11 protein-coding genes and 1 pseudogene are annotated in these 19,312 nt (G+C 67.0%); 4 read left to right on the top strand and 8 right to left on the bottom strand.

Annotation, left to right across the window (positions count from 1 at the left end):
• Positions 1-98 precede the first annotated feature (98 nt).
• Positions 99-452: a hypothetical protein gene (locus ACZ4Z5_RS24835; RefSeq protein ID WP_468266321.1), complete on the top strand. Its 354-nt coding sequence runs from the start codon at positions 99-101 to the stop codon at positions 450-452.
• A gap of 602 nt (positions 453-1,054) precedes the next feature.
• Here ACZ4Z5_RS24835 and ACZ4Z5_RS24830 read toward each other — a convergent pair.
• A pseudogene (locus ACZ4Z5_RS24830) lies at positions 1,055-1,270 on the bottom strand (helix-turn-helix domain-containing protein); the annotation flags it as partial.
• 35 nt (positions 1,271-1,305) lie between these two features.
• Positions 1,306-1,641 (bottom strand): helix-turn-helix domain-containing protein, encoded by a 336-nt coding sequence (locus tag ACZ4Z5_RS24825; RefSeq protein WP_468266319.1) that lies wholly within the window; start codon positions 1,639-1,641, stop codon positions 1,306-1,308.
• 178 nt (positions 1,642-1,819) lie between these two features.
• Between ACZ4Z5_RS24825 and ACZ4Z5_RS24820 the strand changes: the two genes are divergently transcribed.
• A protein-coding gene (locus tag ACZ4Z5_RS24820) for an IS630 family transposase (protein ID WP_468266317.1) occupies positions 1,820-2,895 on the top strand; the annotation gives its coding sequence in 2 pieces (ribosomal slippage) (positions 1,820-2,279 and positions 2,279-2,895; 1,077 coding nt in all).
• Between the two features lie 124 nt (positions 2,896-3,019).
• On the opposite strand, the gene ACZ4Z5_RS24815 is transcribed toward ACZ4Z5_RS24820, so the two are convergent.
• The 3 genes from ACZ4Z5_RS24815 to ACZ4Z5_RS24805 form a co-directional block, all read right to left on the bottom strand.
• Positions 3,020-3,259: a P-loop NTPase family protein gene (locus tag ACZ4Z5_RS24815; protein WP_468266316.1), complete on the bottom strand. Its 240-nt coding sequence runs from the start codon at positions 3,257-3,259 to the stop codon at positions 3,020-3,022.
• 3 nt (positions 3,260-3,262) lie between these two features.
• Positions 3,263-3,526, bottom strand: coding sequence for a hypothetical protein (locus tag ACZ4Z5_RS24810; protein WP_468266314.1), 264 nt, complete (start codon positions 3,524-3,526; stop codon positions 3,263-3,265).
• Positions 3,527-4,363: 837 nt separating this feature from the next.
• Positions 4,364-11,332, bottom strand: coding sequence for a polymorphic toxin-type HINT domain-containing protein (locus ACZ4Z5_RS24805; RefSeq protein ID WP_468266312.1), 6,969 nt, complete (start codon positions 11,330-11,332; stop codon positions 4,364-4,366).
• Between the two features lie 744 nt (positions 11,333-12,076).
• On the opposite strand from ACZ4Z5_RS24805, the gene ACZ4Z5_RS24800 reads away from it, so the two are divergent.
• The gene (locus ACZ4Z5_RS24800) at positions 12,077-15,172 is read left to right on the top strand and encodes a DNRLRE domain-containing protein (protein ID WP_468266310.1); all 3,096 of its coding nucleotides are present in this window, start codon (positions 12,077-12,079) and stop codon (positions 15,170-15,172) included.
• 300 nt (positions 15,173-15,472) lie between these two features.
• The gene (locus ACZ4Z5_RS24795) at positions 15,473-16,330 is read left to right on the top strand and encodes an arylamine N-acetyltransferase family protein (RefSeq protein WP_468266308.1); all 858 of its coding nucleotides are present in this window, start codon (positions 15,473-15,475) and stop codon (positions 16,328-16,330) included.
• A gap of 89 nt (positions 16,331-16,419) precedes the next feature.
• Here the strand turns inward: ACZ4Z5_RS24795 and ACZ4Z5_RS24790 are convergent, their stop codons facing one another.
• The 3 genes from ACZ4Z5_RS24790 to ACZ4Z5_RS24780 all read right to left on the bottom strand — a co-directional run bounded on the left by ACZ4Z5_RS24790 (position 16,420) and on the right by ACZ4Z5_RS24780 (position 18,986).
• Positions 16,420-17,277 (bottom strand): S1 family peptidase, encoded by an 858-nt coding sequence (locus ACZ4Z5_RS24790; protein WP_468266306.1) that lies wholly within the window; start codon positions 17,275-17,277, stop codon positions 16,420-16,422.
• A 602-nt stretch (positions 17,278-17,879) separates the two neighbouring features.
• Entirely contained in the window at positions 17,880-18,536 is a 657-nt protein-coding gene (locus ACZ4Z5_RS24785) for a hypothetical protein (protein WP_468266304.1), read from the bottom strand.
• A 12-nt stretch (positions 18,537-18,548) separates the two neighbouring features.
• Positions 18,549-18,986 carry a hypothetical protein gene (locus ACZ4Z5_RS24780; protein ID WP_468266302.1) on the bottom strand — a complete coding sequence of 146 codons (438 nt, stop codon included), beginning with the start codon at positions 18,984-18,986 and terminating at the stop codon, positions 18,549-18,551.
• Positions 18,987-19,312: the final 326 nt, after the last annotated feature.

Here is a 19,312-nt window from a genome sequence, read left to right as displayed (position 1 = left end):
CAGGCAGGCGGGCCGGGCGATCCGTAATTCCCGGCCCGCCGCCAGACCGTACGGGTATCGTCCACTCCCCAAACCCTTACCAAGGAAAGACCGGACCCATGACCAGCCGACCTCCGACGACGACGCTGTGGCGCCCCACCGGCCCCCAGGAGCTGGAGCTGGTCCGCGAACTGAAGTGGCGTGCCTGGCCGCCCCGCCTCCCGGAGCAGCCGATCTTCTACCCGGTCCTCAACGAGGACTACGCGATCCGCATCGCCCGCGACTGGAACGTCAAGCACAGCGGCGTCGGCTACGTCACCCGCTTCGAGGTCGACACCGAGTTCCTCTCCCGCTACCCCGTCCAACAGGCCGGCGGCGAGACCATCCTCGAACTGTGGGTGCCCGCCGAGGAGCTCGACGACTTCAACGCCCACATCGTGGGAGAGATCCAGGTCGTCCACGAGTTCCGCTAGGCGCCGGCATCGACCGGCGCCTCAGCGGCGGGGCGGGCCCGAAGCCGCGCGCCAGAAGCCGGACGGCCAGGTCAACTCCCAGGCGTACACCGGGAGCGCGGCTGCCGACCCGGCGGCGGACACCTGCTCGTAGAGCCCGAACGTCACGGCGACCCGCGCGGGAGCTGTTCGGCACCGGCCGGACCGCGCCCGCGACGGGCCCAGCAGCCGAAGCGGCCCCGGACATGCGCGCGACGTACCCGCACGTCGCGGAGATCGCCGCAGCGGCCGCCCACGACACGAGCTCGGTCGTCCGTGGCGCGGGCTGGGAACGGGTACAGCCACCGGGCGATCATCGGGGGTTGGGTAGACCCTGCCCGATGGCGGGCGATGCGACCAGGTCATGAACGGGATCGCGGGCCGGTTCCGGCGAGACGGCTCGCCGACGCATCCAGCGACGTGTGCGGGCAGGGTCGCCGTCAGCTGCAACTTCGCTGACCGGGCTCCGATTTGACAGCCGTTCCAGGTCCGTGCACGTGCACTGAAGTCCGCCGGTGTTGCCGTCACTACTGCCGTCGACGGTCTAGACCACTCAGGGGGATTCTCAGGATTTGAGATCCACGTCAAGCGGCCTGGTCGTGCGGAGTGAGACTGATGCTCAAGTCGGCTCCAAGGGCATGGGCCAGGCGGCGCAGCATCGGAAGGGTGGGCACCGTTCCGCCGACTTCGAAGCGGGAGATCTGCGGCTGTTTCATTCCGCACCGCTCAGCCAGTTCGGCCTGGGACAGCCCGAGCTCGGTGCGCCGGTCGTGGACGAGTCGGCCCAGCTCGCGGGCGAGTGCTGTGGAGGCGTCATGCATGGCTCCTCCCGGGGTCAGGCGGCCGGGGTGACGATGGTGACGGTGGGCTCATCCCAAGGGGTGAGGTGCATGTCGACGGTGAGGTCCAGGGCTCGGGCCAGGCGCATGATGACAGCGATGGGCGGCAGTTCGGTGGCGGTCTCGATGCCTTCGATCTCGTCGGTGGTGGTGTGCAGGCGCTCGGCCAGGTCGGCTTCGCTCAGCCCGAGTTGCTTGCGCCGGTCGTAGACGGCTTTGCCCAGCGTCATGGCCAGGCCGGTTTCGTCGTAGACGCGGTCATACTCGGGGTCGGCGTCGAGGTGTTCACCGACCAGCTGGCGGTGGCGGCGGGTCCTCCATTCTACGCCCACGTACGACTCCGCCTCCAACGCCAAGCCATCGACACCCTCGGCAACGCACTCGGCGGCCAGGACGACGACCCCGACAACCCACCCGCCGCAGCGGCTGTCGCTGACGTTGCCGCCACCGTTGCCGCTGAGGTTGAAAGGGTGGGGTGACAGCGGGCGTTGGCGGTGCTACATCCTCGTCATGAGGTATGCGGATGGCGGCGGTCTGACCGCTGTGGGGCGGGCAAAGCGCGAGGCGGTGCGCTTCGAGGCCGCGGAGATGTTCGAGAAAGGGGTGCGGCCGCCGGAGGTGGCCCGCGGGTTACGGGTGTCGCGGAAGTCGGCGTACGCCTGGCACGCGGCCTGGCGGGAGGGCGGCAGAGCGGCTCTGGTGTCCAAGGGGCCTGGTGGCTTTCCGTGTCAGCTCAGCGATGACCAGGCGGAGCAACTGCAAGTCGAATTGGAGGCCGGACCGGCCGTGCACAGCTGGAGCGAGGACCAGCGCTGGACGCTGGCACGGGTGGCGGAGCTGATCCACCGCCTGTTCGGCTACCGGTACACCCCGCGCGGGGTGTCGTATCTGCTGCACCGGCTGGGCTGGTCACCGCAGGTGCCCGTCCACCGGGCCGTCGAGCGCGATGACGCGGCTGTGGAGCGGTGGCGGACGGAGCAGTGGTCACGGGTAAGAGGACGGCCCAGCTCCTGGGCGCGTGGATAGCCTTCGAGGACGAGGCCGGGCAGGACCTGAGGCCCGGGAAGGGCCGGACCTGGTCACGGCGGGGCCGGACCCCGGTGAGCAGGGTGACGGGGAGGGGCTCGGGCCGGGTCCTGATGGCCGGGATGGTCTGCGTCAGACCGGGCCGAGAGACCCGTCTGATCTACCGGACACAGACGTACCGGGGCCGTACCGGCGAGAAGAAGGGCTTCCGTGCCCGCGAGTTCGCCGAACTGATCACCTCCGCACGCCGGCAGCTCGGCGGTGCCCCGCTGATCCTGGTCTGGGACAACGCCAGCACCCACCACGCCAAGGCCCGGCGGGAGTTCTGCGAACGCAAAAGCGACTGGCTCACCATCGTCAAGCTCCCGCCGTACGCACCCGACCTCAACCCCGTCGAAGGTGTCTGGGCGCATCTGAAGAAGTCCCTGGCCAACCTCGCACCCCGGACGATCGAAGACCTCACCCCGCTCGTGAAGATCCGCTTGCGCAGGATCCAACGCCGACCCGAAGTGCTCCACGGATTCATCGCCGAGACCGGACTGGGGCTGGAGCCTCCGTAACCCTGTCACCCCACCCTTTCAACCTCAGCGTCAACTACTGCCGACAGAGCACGCTGAAGCCCCACCAGGAGACACCTGGTGGGGCTTCAAATTTGCTACCGGAACTTTAGGTTGGCGAGCATCTTCATTCCTCAAGGCCAGACTGAAGCCGCTGCCAATCCTCCTGCTGATCACGCCAGGCGGTGCTTGCGCAGATCGCGGTCTTCGCCTCCGGCAAAGACAGGCCAAGCACACGAGAAGCTACGTAGATCGCTTCGATCGGCGACAGGCCCAGTTCCCGCAGTTCTCGGAATACCGGTTCCCGCTCCACTTGCCCTCGGCCCGTGATGCGCGATGCCAACCCGTCCAGTCGAGACCGATCCATTCTCTAATCTCCTAGAATCTTTGCGACATCCAAGGTCATCGACCCCGGTCGCTTGTAGAGGCTGCCGTCCGGCTTCGGGATATGCCGCTCATAGTTCAGCACGACGGTGCTATACCCCTGGGATCTCGCCTGCTCGGCGACGGAGCGCTTCATCTGGCGGATTGCATCTGGCCCGATCGGGGCGCGACTCAGTCCTTGGGTCCCCTTCGGGAAGACCATCAGTCCGTCCAGGTGCACGGTGTCTCCGGCCACCCTGACGGTCGCCATGGTCTCAACCGTCTGCCCTCCAACGTTGAATGATCCGTCCCAGATGTCTCCATCGGTGAACGGAGAGCAGTTGCTGTTGTGAACCAGAACCGGAGTCTGTCCCGCCAGCACATAGTACGTGCGCGAACTGGGCGGTCGCCACCTGCAACATCACTGGTCAGAGAATTCCGGCCAGCCCCGTGGAAGGTGCGTGGGAGCGCCGTGCTGTGCCCCTGCACTGCCGTCGGCGTTGCCGCCGCTTCACCAAAGCCAAAAGGGTCTGCCGGAAGCATCTCCGGCAGACCCCTCTTCGTCCATCGGGCTGCGATTGACAATCTCACCGATGCGTGAATCAGCCCGATTCTGCACATCTCGACAGCACGTGAGCTTCCTCCATGAAAGAAAGGATCCTAGAGAGATCCCTCAGGAAACCCATAATGCCGGCCACCTCGCGTAAAAACTCTCCAGGCTTCCACGGGGCCGGAACAGTCAGGAAATGCCTCGATCCGGAAAGCAGGTTCCCACACGACGGCGAGATGTCCGCCGTCGCCGAAAGTAACCTCTGTCACAGCTGGTCGAAGCTGTTCGAGGATCCCACTCAACGTCGCAGCTCGCGAATCATAGATGGTTCTGAACTGATCAAACGCTTCCGACCCGGCCCCTCGTTGCGGGTATCTCATGTCGCGGGACCCCAGAACGAGTTTCCCTTCCTGCAAGACCCGGAAAGGGCACTGTATATGGGCGCTGAGTTCCTCACCATGAGGGCCAGCGAACTCCACCACGCCCAAGTCGGCGGCCCTGCCAACAGAGCGAACTGTCGCGCCCTGGAGGAGTCGTCGGATCTCGGCCGTCTGATCGTTAGCAGCCACCGAACATCCCCCTAGCCTCTTCCACGATCCGATGATAGTCGTACCCCTGTCCAGTGATTCTGTCGTGCAGGGACCGACGCTCCGCTGGCGTTATCTGACGACCGAGGCCTCGTTCGACTTCACGCAGCGCATCCTTGAATTCCTTGTTTTCTGCTTGGTTTCCTCGCGGAGCATGGTAACCGTCATCATCGAGATCGCCCGAGTCCCAGTCATTCTTGAGGTCCTCGAGCCCCTTCTCCCAGTCGAATCCGCCGTCATTGTGAACGAGGACCGGCGTCTGCCCAGCGAGTACATAGTACGTGTGCAGGTCGGCAACCGTGAGGTTGTACGTCTCCCGTTGCTCCTCATATGACCGGACGTCGGTCACCAGGACGGAAGATCCTTCGTCGCTGCGCAGCGTCATCCCGGGCTTGAGGTCACCGGCATCGAGCCACGCAAGTTCGGATTCGGCCCAGAAGGGGTGGTGGTCCGTAGTGGTGAGCTTGCGCCCGCCGTCTCCACCGCGCCCTTCGGAAAGAGTCAGCTCGACGTATTGCTTGTCGTCGGCGCTGTGGATCGTAGTGGTGACAGGCTTTGGGTCCGTCTCTCCTGTCTCCGGATCCGTGGCCAGCACCTCGTCGCCGACCTCGATCTCCTCGATCGGCTTGGTCGTGCCATCGGAGAGCCTGACCAGCGTCCCGGCAGGAAAACTGTTCGCCGCCGAGACAAGACATTCGACAGCCTCTCCCGGATCGCCCTTCCTTGCGCCCTGTTTCATCGCTTTGAAGGCGATCTTGGCGGCCTTTCCGGCTCCAACGGACAGCACCGTGATCACAATGTCTACGGCGACCATGGCACAGGCCGCACCGTCCTGACCGACGGCGCAGTCGATGGCGTCGCGAACACCGATCACATCCAGGAGATCGATGTTTCCAGAGATGCCTGTGAGGCCCAGTTCCCCCGCGCCTGCACAGAACTTGCCGTTCTCCTCAGGGTGGTGGCATTTTTCCTGCGCCCAGAGCCTGAGACGTTCGCTCTCAGTCTTGGCGAAGGGAAAGCGGGCCGCCAGTTCCTGGGCGGTGGGGACTCGCATTCCCTCGATCCGGGTGGTTCCCTTTCCGTCCTTCGTGATCTTGACGGTGGCACTGGTCTTCGGCCTCTGCGGCGTAGAGGTGTTGGGGTTGTAGATGACGCGGTCCCCACCTGGGCTGTAGCAGCCCTCCGTGGTGCAGCCAGCACCGTGATCGGGTCCCCATGCAGAGTTGTCCTCGTTCGCGCTGCAGCCGTCGCAGAACAGTCCGCTCGGGTCGCTGAAGGTGGTCGGGTTGCCGTTGGCGTAGGCGTACCCGTTCATCTGGAGCGGGTCGGTGAGGTTGATCACCGGGTCCGCGGAGATGAACCGGCCTGTTGTCGGGTCGTATTCGCGTGCGCCGATGTGGGTGAGGCCGGTCAGCTGGTCGTCGACGCCGGTGCCGAGGAATGTCTGGCGGCCGGGCCAGCTGGTGGGTTTGGTGCCGCGGGGATTGCCGTAGGGGTCGAACTTGCGGCGGGTGACCGGTAGGCCGTCGGCCAGGTCGATGGCCGTGGTGGCGGTGTTGTGGTGGTCGGCGAGGAGAACGGTCAGCTTGTGGCCGGTGGTCTTGCCGCCGGTGGAGCGGACCGTTGTCGGGGCGCCGGGGTGGGTGTAGTAGCGCTCGGCGGACAGCGGGGTTCCGGCGGTGTTGACCTTGATCTGGGCGTCGCCGAGGTAGAGGGTGCGGGCGGTGCCGTCCTGTTCGATGAGGCGATTGCCGCCGGCGTCGTAGATGTACGTGACGTCCGCGGTGCCGTCGTTCTGCGTGTCGGCGGACGTGAGCTGGTTGCGACGGTCCCAGGTGAACTTCTTGGTCTGTCCCCCGCCGGTGACGCGTTGGGTGGTGTTGCCGGTCGGGTCATAGGCGAAGCTGTCCCGCAGCTGGAAGGTCGAGCCGCCCACGACCTCGCGGGTTTGGATGTCGGCCAGTGTGTGTGGCTGGACCTTCACCGGCGGTGCGGTCCCGTTGCCCGTGACCTCTCTGCCGTAGGTGTACTTGTACTCCTGGGGTGCTTTGGTCCCCATCGGGTCGTGAACCGTGAGTCCGGCGCGGTTGCCGATCGCGTCGAACGCGTACTCGTGCCAGTAGCCGGAGCCGTCCGTGCCCGGTGCGACGTCAGCGGCGGAGGGGCCGGCGCAGGCGGACGTCTTGCCTGTCCATGCCTTCACGAGCTGGCCCAAGGCGTCGTAGTCGAAGCATTGGTTCTCGGTGATGCCGTCGGCGGTGTCGCTGATCGACGTGACCTGGCCGGAGGGGTCGTAGGCGTACGTCGTCGCGGTGACGGAGGCACTGCCGGGGAGCTCGCGCAGGGCGGAGGTCTTCGTCAGCCGACCGGTGTTCGCGTCGTATTCGCCGGTCGACCATACACGGCGCGGTGCCTCGCCGGAGGCGGTGCGCAGTACCTCGCCGTACGGGCTGTAGACCGTGCCGGCGGTGTACCAGGCGAGGCCGGAGGTGGTGATGGGGGCGCCGTCGCCGTTGTAGCGGGTGATGACCTTTTCTTCGCCCAGGCCGCCGGGCGTCGCGGGAAGCGTGGTGCTCTGGAGCTTTCCGGTGGGTGTGTAGGTGTAGCGGTACTCGTAAGTGCCGGCGAGCCCGGTGGTGATGTCCTTGCCGCTGGGGATGGTGAGCCTGGTGCCGGTTGGGCGGTACTCGGTGTCGTAGCCGGTGACCTCGGTACGGTATTCGGCTCCGTCGTTGTAGCGGATGGCGGCAACCGGCCGGCCGACGGCGCCTGCGACGGAGTCGTACGTCCACTTCGCGACAAGGGGGCCGGTGAGGCTGTCGTCACGGAGCTCGGTCTGCCGGCCGAGCACGTCGTAACTGGTGTACTGGCGCTGCCCGCGGCTGTTCTCGGACCAGACCTGCTGGTCGAGAGCGTTGTAGCCCAGCTGGGACAGGCCCATGTCGGGGTCGGACGAGGCGGTCAGCCGGCCGCGCGCGTCGTAGGTGTACGTCCAGAGGTTGCTCTGGTGGTCGCGGACTTTGTTGAGGTTGCCGCGGGCGTCGTACTCGTACGTGGTGTCGTTCCAGGCGGTCAGGTCGCTGGACGCGGCGTGCTGGATCTTGGAGGTGCGGCCGAGTTCGTCGGTATGTGTCCTGACAGACCGGCTGCCTTCCAGGGGGGCGAGGGTTTCCGGGTGCAGGACCGAGCGGGCCAGCGTCCAGTCGCCGCCGTACTCGGTTGTCGCCGTGTACTGCTTGCTCCCCTTGTGGAGGGTCGTGACCTTGACCGCCCGGCCAGCGCCGTCGTATGCCATCTCGGTTGAGTTGGGTATCTGGGTGACCGATGTGGGGACGACGATCTGCTCGGCAGGCTCGCCGTCCATCAGGTAGCCGTTGGCGGTCGAGCGCACCGCGCCCAGGGTGTTGTACTTCGTGTCGGTGACGATCCGGCCGCCGCCCATGGCCTCTGTCTGCGTCTGAACCGGGCGCAGCAGACCGTCGTAGATGACGACCGCGTCTGCGTATGTTCCGTTGTCGCGCAGCGTCCGGGTGGTGACCGCCGTGGCCTTGCTGACGTCCGTCTGGTATCGGAATTCGACGACCGCGGCGTCCGTGCCCTGCTGGCGTGACGGCGTCCAGACGGCGGTGGTGCGGCCGAGGTTGTCGTAGCTGGTGGTGACTTTGCGTCCGTTGGGATCGGTCGCGGACAGGGGTGTGCCCCGGCCCGGGTCGACCTCTGTCTTGGCGATGTGGCCCTTGGCGTTGGTGACCGTCGTCGTGAAGGCCGGGCCGGTTGCTGGTGTGTAGGCGGTCAGCGTCACGTTGCCGTCGGCGTCGGTGACCTTGGTCGGGCGGCCCAGGGCGTCGTACTCGGTTCGTGTGGTGGGGATCCACCCGTCACCGTCGCCGTCGATGGTGTCGACCTGCGCGACCAGTCCTGTGACCGGCGCGGTTCCAAAGGCGCCCATGGTGTCGTATGCAGTCCGCGTGTCCGAGACAAGAAGGTCGGTGTTCGTGGCCGCGGCCGCTCGAGCGGCGGCGGAACAGCCGCCGACGGTGGTGCGCACCCGGGCAGGAAGGCCGATGAGGTGGGCTGCGGTGTTGTGCACGTACGACGTTGCGGCGCACGTCTCGTGTGCGTAGGCCGAGGGGGTGCGGGTGGTGCCGTCGATCGCGGTGGTGAACGTGGCGCTGTGGACCGTCTCCGGCAGACCATACGTCTCGTCGTACGTCGTGGTGGTCCGTACGGAACGCTCACTGGTGGGGCTGAGTACCTGGGTGGTGTCCGTGCGGGCCGTGCCGGTCCGGTACGCCTCCAGCGCGGGCAGTCCGGTTCTGGCACGGGTGGCGGTCTTCTGGCTCCATGGCACGGTCACCTGTCGGGTGAGAATGCTTCCGCCGACACCGGTGTAGGTGACCTGCTCCGCCATCATGCCCTGGTACGGCTCCAGGTCGGGTCCGAGCTCAGCGCCAGTGGAGTCCTTGACCGTGCCGCCCATGCCCCGGAAGTACGACGTGCGGGTCTGGGTCTGCGGACTCCACACGGCTGTGTTGTCGGCGGTCTTCGCCTCGCCCTTGGTGACCTTCACCCACGCATAGCCGCGCCACTGGTTGTAGGTCCGCAGCTCCGGCTTCGAGAACTCATCGGTGTCCTTCGCCCACGCCGCGTGGTCCTCGTCGTACTCGTACGTCGTGACGACGTCCGGCTGATCGGCGACGCGGTCCTTCTCCGTCACGCTCGTGACGACGTACTTGTTGAACCACTCGATCGGCGGCTTCTCGAGGTCCGGGTCGGGTGACCAGTGGACCGGGAAGCAGCGCGTGTGGTTGTCCTCGGGCTTGAGGTCCTTGACGGCGTCGGCGGTGCACGGGGCGGAGTACTCGACGGCGATGTCGCCGCCGGTCTCGGTGCGGATGGTGGCGATGCGCAGGCGGTTGAAGCCAGGTGTCGGGTCGCTCGGACCGTTCGTCACGCGGTTGTCCATCCGGCCGCTGTTCGGCAGGAACCTGACCGGGGCGAGCGTCGTCAGGAGGTTTTCGCCACTGCCCGGGGCGCCGTGGCCCGTGTGCTCGATCGAGTCCAGCCACAGCGGAGGGTGCGTGTCCGTACGGGACGTGGGGAACGAGTGACCGAGGTTCCAGGTGTCCACCTCGGACAGCGCGGTGGAACCACGGGTCCGCTGGGCCCTGGTCGTGACCTTCTTCAGGAGATGGCGGGACCAGAACGTCGGCGACGAGACGTAGCAGTTCTTCACCGTCATCGTGCAGTTCAAGGTGGTCGGTGTGTCCCACCAGGGTTGCTTGTCCTCGTAGTTCTTGGACTCGAACTCCGTGTCGGAACAGGTGGTGACACCGCCCCTGATGCAGCGCTGATCCACCTGGAAGGTCACCGTTGCCGACGGCGCGCCCTTGATGTTGTCCTTCCGGAGACCGTAAAGGATCTCGACCGGGTGACCGCCGCGCACGTACTGGACCTTGTCGGCTTCCTTCTCCTGGAACTTCTGGTTCCTGGCGTAGCGGTTCAGCTCCTGGCGCCAGGTGATGACCATGGCGTTGCCGTGCACGTCCTCGACGTAGTCGAGGTTCCAGCGCCAGGCCTGCCGGCATCCCGAATCGGCGTAGGCCGCCTGGTGGCACGGCTCGTCCGGATGGTTGCCGAAGACGGGGACGGTGAAGACCGAGTTGGTGGGAGCGTCACGGCCGACCTGGTGTCGACCGAACCAGTACTTGGTGCCGTCCGTGGCGGTGACGACCCAGTGCTCTCCATCACGCGCACCGTTCACGACATCCGGGCTGGTGACCAGCTCGACCTTGGAGCCGTCATCGTTGGACGGGATCCACGTGCCGGTGGCGTCGTCGCGTACCAGCTCGGTAGTCGATCCGCCGAGAGACATCACGACGTTGTGACCGGCCCAGCAGAGGTCCGACTTCTTCTTGTCCTTGGAACCTGTGTTGTTCGGGAGCCGGTCGTCCTTGTCCTTCCCCCGGTCGTCGGAGCAAGTGCGGTAGCGCCGCTCAATGAAGCCCGGGTTGTAGTCCCACCCGTCACCGATCCATGACGCCTGACCGTTGGAGACGGACGTCTTTCCGTCCACTGCCTGGGAGGAGTAAGTGAACGCGATCTTGGGAGCCGGCCCCGCCGGGGGCTCGGGGACCGCCAAGGGGTGGGTCCACGAGAAGCCCCCGCCGCTGCCGCCGGCCGTCCATGTGCCGGAGGGGGACAGCGGCGTCGCCTTGTACGAACCAGCCGAGCCGGCAGCTGAGTCGGTGGCCGCCAGCACGACCGGACCGCCGCCGGACTGGGTGGACAGGCCCTCCGGCTGGGCGGCCGCGGGGTCGACCGTCGCGGTGACCGTCTTCGCCTTCGGGTCGTTCTCGCTGGGCACCTCGGTGACGGTCGTGCATTCCTCCAGCTCGGGGGTGCTGAGGAAGCACTCGGGAAGCTGCACGAGCTCGAGCCGCGAAGCCCACTCCGTGCCGTAGAGGTCGTCGAACTTGCTGTAATCCAGCTCGACGTCGACGGGCGTCGAGCCGGTGGACGGCGGCGTCACGGTGACGATGGCGCCGTCCAGTTCTTTGGACTCGGTGTCGGTGCGCCCTTCCACGGTCACGTTCCATGTGCCCGTCGGCGCCTCCGGACTCGGATTCTCGGCTGTCGGCGACGCCTTGCCGATACTCACCGGGAGGTTGCCGGCCGGCACCAGGTCGTCGCCCGCTCCCGTCAGGTCCACCGGCGCCGCCGCCTCGGCCGGTGGTGTGAGAGCTGTCGGCTCGTACTCGTCCAGAGGATCGGCTGGGGCGCCCTTCCAGCTCTCCAGCGCCGCGGTCTTGGTCTCGTCGAGGGCGAGTGGGTCGGTGTCCTGGAGTGCGGGCAGCACGATGCCGCTGCGCGGGTCGCCGGGGGGCAGCGCCCAGGCTTCGGCGGGAAGCAGTGACACCGCCATGACGGCGGACAGCACGACGCCGATGGTGCGTGCCGAACGGCGTCGCCGCGCACGGGCGCGCTGACGCAAAGGACTCGTCGATGCCGACGACGGCATTGGACCCCCCACACCGCTGCCGCGGTACCGACACGCGACAGGGAATTGACAAATAGCCCCGAGATTCTGCGCATCGAGGGCACAGGAAATCCATAATCCCCATTCGGTCGTGACGTCAATCACAGAACGAATGGGAAGTCACGCGACTGAAGGGGAAGAGTATTTGAAACCCCCATGCACTGCCTGATCATCTTACGGATGATCAGAAAGTCGACACAGGACGGTAAATCGCCACTCATCCTCCCAAGAATAGCCCCATATGCCCATGTTCATCCCGGCCGGAACTTCTCATGGCGGATCTGGCGGCCGCCCCGACCTTCGCCTGGTCACCTTCTTTGACGTGCCTGGAGGCCGAACCGTTCAATCCGCCGTCGGTTACGGGCAGCGTGACGAAGTCGTGAAGATGAGCCATGCTCTGCTGGCACAAATCTGTGCGCGGCAGGGTCGATCGACGTTCGTCTCGCGCACGACCGACTCCGGTCACGGGTAATTCCAAGGGCAGCTCGGCATCCAGGCGCCCGAGGGGGGAGAGGAACCACCATGGACGCCGCCAAGGGTGCGGAAGAAACGACGTCTCCCAGTGGGACGACGGCGAGGAAAGGCCGAAGAAGACGGGCAACTGCCTTTCTGGCAGCCCTCATTGCGGCGGCCATCGCAATTCCGGTGGGCATCCACGTACTCTCCGGACACGACCGATCCGGTGACAGCACCGCTGGAAAGGGCCCGCTGGACGTGGCCGGTGCGCTGCGTCAGGCGAAGCAGACCGGCAAGAAGGTCGAGGTCGTCGCCGACCGCACTGCCACGACGACCACGTGGGCGCTTCCGGACGGGCTGCTGCGCAGCCGCACGCACAGCGACACGATCCGTGCCAAGGTCGGCGGCGAGTGGAAGAAGATCGACACGACCCTGCAGCGGGTGAAGGGCGGATACGCACCCAAGGCCGTCAACAGCCCCCTCCTGTTCAGCGCCGGCAGCGATGCGGCTGGAACCAAGAGTGAGGGCCGTGGAGATGGGCGTGCCGATCGGACGTACACGCGTACGGCGCTGACGGCTGACGCACCCGGTCAGTGGACGGAGCTGGTGCGACTGACCGTCGACGGTCACGACGTGGTCGTGAGCTGGCCGGGGCCACTGCCCGAACCGGTCGTCGACGGCTCCCGGGCGCTGTACGAGAACGTTCGGCCCGGCATCGACCTGCTGATGTCCGCGCGCGACGGCGGCTACTCCCACGTACTGGTCGTCCACACCAAGCAGGCCGCGGCAGATCCTTTGCTGAAGGAACTCAGCTACCGGTTGTCCTCCCCCGACCTGACGTTCCAGCGGAATGAGAAGACCCAGGCCGTCACGGCGCGCAACGTCAACGGTGAGGAGATGGCATCGACACCCACGCCCTACGCGTGGGACTCCGCCGGACCGGTGAAGACGACCATCGGCGAGGAGCCCCCGGCGTCGGCACCTGCTCCGACCACGACTCACCCGACCCTTGCCCTCCCGGGCCTGGCCGGTCCGCAACCGGGTACCCACGACGGGATCATGCCCACCACACTTGGCGCGGACGACGTCCTCGCAATCCAGGTCGACCAGCGGCTTCTGAACGACGCAGACACCGTCTACCCGGTGTTCATCGACCCGCCGTTCATCGGCCGCAAGAAGAACTGGACGCTCCTCTACAAGCCGTACCCAAACTCCAGTTTCTACAACGGCCAGAACTTCTTCGACGGTACCGAAGAGGCCCGCGTCGGCTTCGAGTCGGACACCGGCGGCCTGTCCCGCTCGGTGTTCACGTTCTACTTCGACACCCGTGCCCACGGCGCAACCATCCAGTCCGCGTACTTCCGCGCTCTCCAGACCTACTCCTGGGGCTGCGAGACACGGCGCTTCGACCTCTACCGCACCGACTCCGTGTCCACCTCCGACACCTGGAACAACCAGCCGGGCTGGCACGAGCAGGCCAACCACGCCAGCAACGGGCACGGCTACAAAGCCGTCACCTGCCCCGACTCCTGGACCAAGATGGGCATCACACCCCAGGCACAGCAGGCGGCCACCAGCGGCTGGGAAACCCTGAGCTTCGGCCTGCGGGCCACCAACGAGGGCGACCCGGCTTCCTGGAAGAAGTTCATGGCGAACGGTGAGAACTCCCCCTCCATCGAGGTCACCTACAACCGGCCGCCGCTGGAACCGGAGCGTTCGTCGATGTACATGAGCCCCGGCGGCCCCTGCGAGACGATGTACCCGCCGTCGGTGGGCAAGAGCGACATCGTCTTCCACGCGGCAGGCGCCGACCACGACGGCGACCTGAAGCACGTACTGCTGCGCATCTGGCCGAACGACGCTCCCGGAAGCCTCGTCCGGGACGCACTCCTCACACCGAACAGCAGCGGCGCGGTGACGACGACCGTGGCGTGGGGGGAGCTCACCGACGGCAAGACCTACTCGTGGAGCGCCCAGTCCATCGACACGGCAGGAGCGAAATCGGCCTGGGGTCCGGCAGGGGTGAGTCTGTACTGCCAGTTCAGGGTGGACCACACAGCCCCGCCGCCTCCGGCGGTCCGGTCCACCGAGTACCCCGAAGCCCTCAGTGACAGCGACAAGTGGTCGACCGTCCCGTTCGGTACCGCTTCCTTGTTCACGCTCTCGCCGAACCTGCCACTGGACAAGGCCAAGGACCTGAACCGGTACGAGTACGGTTGGACCTCCGCCTTCGCCGAGAACACGCTCCCCAATCCGGAACGCGACTACCGCTCGATCATCTCCCTCAAGCCGCCGTACGCCGGGCCCTGCGTCCTCTACGTGCGGTCCGTCGACAACGCCGGCAACGTCTCCGGAGCACGGATCTACAGGTTCAACGTCAAACCGGGCCCGGTCCTGGACTCCCCCGGGGACGTCACGGGCGACAAGGCCCCCGACGTCTACACCGTCGACAGTGCCGGCACGCTGGAACTGCACGTGAGGCCCGCAGGCAGCGAGAAGTTCCATTCGCAGCCGATGCCCGCGGCCTACACCACGGAAGGGGACGGAAGCGTCAAGAGCCTCCCGTCCGACTACTGGAAGGGCGCCCTGATCACCCACAACGGTGATCTGCTTCCCGGCGACGGCATCCAGGACCTGGTCGCGCGCATGTCCGACGGCAAGCTGTACGTCTACCCCGGCGACGGATACGGCAGCTTCGACGTGGCCGCCCGTCTCAACGTGCTGCTCCCGCCCGGAGCCCCCGCACCCAGCACGTTCCGGCAGATCGTCGCGGTCGGGGACGTCACCGGGGACGGCCGGACCGACATGTTCGCCACCACCACCGACGGACTGTGGGCCTTCACGGGCTACACCGGCGTCAGCTTCGAGTCCGCCCAGCAGCTCACCGGCGAGGACTGGTCCCAGCGAGACCTCGTACAGATCGCGAACATCGCGGGCGACACAGCCGTCGACCTCGTGTACCGGGACGCCTCGGCCGGCGCGCTCCGCATGCGCCAGGGCAAGCTGAAGACAGGTGGCGGTACGGACCTCAGCTCCCTGGCCACCAAGGCCGCCTCCGCCGGACAGCTCGACACCTACGGCAGTTCCGGATGGAGCCGGACCTCGCTCCCGGTCGTGACGGGTACGCCCGACGCGAGCGGTGACGGGATCCCCGACATCTGGGTCCTCACCAGCAGCGGCGACGCCCGCGTCTATCCCGGCCGGGCCGCAGGACTCGCCACCATGTTCCCCGTGACCGGCAGCGTCGACGACCCGACCTGGGCAGGACACCAGGCCATCGGATGATGCCCACGTGGTGGGGCCGGCTGACGGACCGGTCCCACCGCGGCCTCAGCGTCGGCCAGGACCCGCGAGCCTCCGCAGCCCCGTCGCGATGGCAGGGGCGTGCCACAGCACACCGTTGACGGTGACCAGGGTGGGCAGCCTGCCGGGGCCGGGCCCGGGTGGCGGCATGCGATGCGTACGCCTTTCTGGGAGGCCGTCGTCGTAGGCGACTCGGGGCCGAAGTCGTAGGCCGGAAGGACCATGCCACTACCGCACGTGGCCCGACGCCACGCGTGCGTACTCGCGCGTACGGTCGACGGCATGACCGCTACAGACCACCCCGAGCCGCCGGCAGTCGATCTCTCCGCCTACTTCGCCCGCATCGGGTACACGGGGTCGGCCCGGGCCGATCTGGAGACCCTCGGGGCCGTGCAACGCGCGCACCTCTACGGCATTCCTTTCGAGAACCTGGACCCGGTCCGCGGTATCGCGCCTTCTCTCGCCGTGCCCGACGTCGAGGCGAAGCTCGTCCGGGGCGGGCGGGGCGGGTACTGCTTCGAGCACAACACGCTCATGGCGGCCGTCCTGGAGCAGCTCGGCTTCGGGGTGACCCGGCTCGCCGCGCGGGTACGGCTGCGCGCGGCGCCCGGCGCGGTGCGGCCCCGCTCGCACATGCTGCTGCTCGTCGAGGTGCCGGGCGAGCCCGGCCCGTACGTCGTGGACGTGGGCTTCGGCGCGGTCGGCGCGCTGAACCACCCGGTGCCGCTGGTCGCGGACACGGAGTTCCGGGAGGCCGGGCGCCGGCACCGGTTCGTGCACGAACCGCACCACGGCCCGCTGGAGTTGTGGGTGCTCCAGGCCCACGAGGATGGGGAGGACGGCGGCGTCTGGGCCGATCAGTACGCGTTCTCCCTGGAGCCGTTCGAGACGCCGGACTTCGAGATCGTCAACTGGTACCTGGCGACGAACCCGCGGTCGCCGTTCCGGCAGTACGTGTACGTGCAGCGGGCCACCGCGGAGGTGCATCTCCTGCTGATGAACCGGTCCCTGGTCGAGACCTGCGCGGACGGGGGCCGCTCGGTGCACGAACTGGAAGAGCACGCAGAGGTGTTGAAGGTCCTGGAACACGATTTCGGGATCGAACTGCCTGACGGGTTCACGGTGCCGGCCAAGGCCTGACGGACGTCGCGGGCCCGACCATCGTGGCGGCCGGGCCGGGGATGTGGCGGAGGCCGGGACCTGAGCCTCGGGTCCGGCCTCCGTACCGCTTACGGCTTGGGCAGTGTGCAGCCCGCCCGGTTCAGGTCGATCTGGTTGCCGGCCCCGATGCACGGGACGAGCGTGTAGGTCTGCTGGGCGTAGTTGATCCCCTGCCGTACGGTCACGTTGCCGTTCTCGTCGACCTCGCAGGGGTTGTTGTCGGTGCAGCGGCCCCCGTCCTCGTTGCCGGTGTTGTTGACGGCGACGACCTTCCCGGTGGTGTTGTCGATGACGGGCGAACCGGACGTGCCTCCGATGGTGTTGCAGCTGGAGGTGTAGCGGACCGAGTCATTCCAGGTCCACGCGCCTTCCTTGAGGCGGTAGGCGAAGCCGTCGACGTTGCAGCTGTAGATCCGCTTCCAGTAGCCGGAGACCACCTTGATGGCCGTGCCCTGCACGGGGTGCGCGGCGTCGAGTTCCAGCGGCTTGATGCCGTACCGGCTCTGGATCTGCGCGTAGGTGCTGGTGAGCTGGTAGAGCGAGACGTCGGTGTCGGTCATCGTGGCGTACGCGATCCTGCTCGCTCGCAGCGTCGCGACCCTGGTTCCCGAGGAGTTGAGGAGCCCGAAGCTCCGGTTCGAGCGCTGGTTGAGCACGACCTCACCGGGGCCGGGGAAGCCGGTCTCGATGCAGTGGCCGTTGGACAGGACGAGTGCGGGATCGTCCGGCTGTGATCCGGGCGCCTTGACCACGGAGCCTGAGCAGTTGCTGAGTGCCACGGTTCCGGCGAAGTCGACCGCCTTGGCGCTCACCTGCGGGGCGGCAGCGGCGGTGGTGTCCGTCGGGTTTCCGGCGGCGACGGCGGGTGCGGCGCCCGCTCCGAGGAGCGTGAGCGCGAGCAGTGCGCCGGCGAGAGGCTTGTTCATGTGGGGGTCCCCTCTTGCGACGTGAGTGGCCGGAGTGACCACTCCGGCTTGTCATGCGCATTGTTGGGGGACGTGCTCATGCCATCAAGGGTTGGTTTTCGGTCACCGTCGGCGCGGTTCTGCGCGGCGTTGGCCGCGGTCTCGACACGCCGCGCCCGGCGGCGTCGCCGCGGTCGCCGCCCGAGGCTCGGGGTTCCGCCGGAAACGCACCGCCCGCGAATCGTTCGGCGGCACGAGGTCCGCGGGCCCGATCCGGACCTGAACCCCCCGCCAGGTCAACCCGGTTCGTCGCGGCGCGGCATCGGGCTGAGTCACGACCGTCACCGCATTGCTGGAAGCCGCCGCCGTGCCGGGCGATGCGATGTGACGTCCGCTCCGCCCCTGGCCGGGTGGGACGCCGACGCGGTCCGCTGCTGCATCCGGGACCTCGCCACCGAGTAACGGGGCGGCGAGGCTCCAGGAGGCAGGCCGTCTTTGGCGGCCGGTCCTTGGCCAGTGCCCGCTTCACCGTGCTCTTCGAGATCTCCAGGTGCCTCGCGATCGACCCGGACAGGCATCTGCTCAGCTCGGTGCATCCTGGGGTGCTCAGCCCCTGTTGAGTGTCACCAGCCGGTGAGGTCCACCAGGCGGGAGCAGTGCGGGTCGGTGTTGTCCAGGACTGTGCGCTCTTCCTCAGTGATCAGGGGCCGTAGGGCGGCAAGCAGGGCGGTGATGGCGCCGGACGGCCGTACGTCTGCAGCGACCACGTCGAGGGCTCCTTCCTGGTCCAGGTACAGGCGCAGCCGGTCGGCGTTGTGAAGGAGGAAACCGCGGAGGCGGAGCGCGGGCCGGTCTTCGGTCCAGGGGTAGGTGAGGGTGCGGAGGATGGTGAAAACGTTGTCGTCCGGGCTCGGGGCAGCGGGGTCGATCTGTGTGGGGTCGACACGGACGAGGGTCATGCCCATCACGGTGCCGATGCGGTCGCTGGGGTAGATGTGGGTTCCGGTGTGGAGGGCTCGCAGGATACCGAGAACGTCGTGAGCGCCCAGCAGCTCGTCAGGATCGTCGGGGGAACGGAGGGGGATCTCCCATGCGGTCAGCTCCTCTGGTGCGCGAGCGTCCTGGTTGCCGGTGACGATGCGAACCGCCTCGGCAGGGAACGGTGCGGGAAGAACCCCTCGGATGAACTGGGCCTCGGGCAGGGGTGCGTGGATGTGGTGAAGCAGCAGGCGGACAATGTCCGCCTGCTGCTCTGCGATGTCCTCATACAGGGAAGTCACTCGTCGACAATGTCACTCGTTGAGCCAGTTCGGGCACCTGTTCATGCCCTTGCAGTAGGCGGTGATGACACCGATGGTCTGACCACGGCCGGCATCGTAGCGTCCGTCTGCGGTTTTGCGTGCGTGCTGAACGGCGACGACGACCTGCACTCGGGCGCTTCCCTTCCAGGCATAGGCCCAGTACTCAAGGTGAGCTCCCCGAATCACGTCGGGCTTGCCGTTGATCGCGGCGTTCACGATTCTGCACTTCTTGATGTTGTGGCGCCCGGAGAAGTGCCTCCAGCCCAGTTCGCTGTTGCCCAGCCGGGTGGGAACCACCCTGCCATCCCAGTCCGTCTGCGTGCACTTGAGGGTCTTCCAGTCGGCAGCGTGTACGGGTGTGGCGAGGCTACCGGCAAGAAGAGCCGTGGCCGCTATGGTCGTTGCCACCCCCGTTGCGATCGCCTTCATGACGAGACCATGCCATGCATGCTGACTATGCGTTGCCAGAATTTCACTTCAAGTGATTTCATTCGGTCACTAGTTTGATCACGCCCGCCCGGCCAGAAGAGTCGCCGACGGGGAGCCGTGCTCCACGCTGCAGGAAAGTACAGGTTGTCGCCCGCATCCCCGGCACACGCGGGGAGCACGCGGCTTTCCGACGACATGGGAGTGGGGGGAAGGGGGGGGGGGGGGGGGGGGGGAGGAGCAACCGTGATGGGCTCCAGTCAAACGCGATACCAGCCCTCGCAACCACCCCCCCTTCCCTGTCCCCCCCTCCTGGAGGTGGCCTCACA

It is taken from the genome of Streptomyces sp. NPDC030222, assembly GCF_055573115.1.
This window is presented reverse-complemented; position numbering and strand designations above follow the sequence as displayed.

Coding starts and splice junctions, on each gene's coding strand:
- ACZ4Z5_RS24835 (WP_468266321.1), top strand. CDS start 99: ATGACCAGCCGACCTCCGACGACGACGCTGTGGCGCCCCACCGGCCCC.
- ACZ4Z5_RS24815 (WP_468266316.1), bottom strand. CDS start 3,259: ATGGATCGGTCTCGACTGGACGGGTTGGCATCGCGCATCACGGGCCGA.
- ACZ4Z5_RS24810 (WP_468266314.1), bottom strand. CDS start 3,526: ATGGCGACCGTCAGGGTGGCCGGAGACACCGTGCACCTGGACGGACTG.
- ACZ4Z5_RS24795 (WP_468266308.1), top strand. CDS start 15,473: ATGACCGCTACAGACCACCCCGAGCCGCCGGCAGTCGATCTCTCCGCC.
- ACZ4Z5_RS24790 (WP_468266306.1), bottom strand. CDS start 17,277: ATGAACAAGCCTCTCGCCGGCGCACTGCTCGCGCTCACGCTCCTCGGA.
- ACZ4Z5_RS24780 (WP_468266302.1), bottom strand. CDS start 18,986: ATGAAGGCGATCGCAACGGGGGTGGCAACGACCATAGCGGCCACGGCT.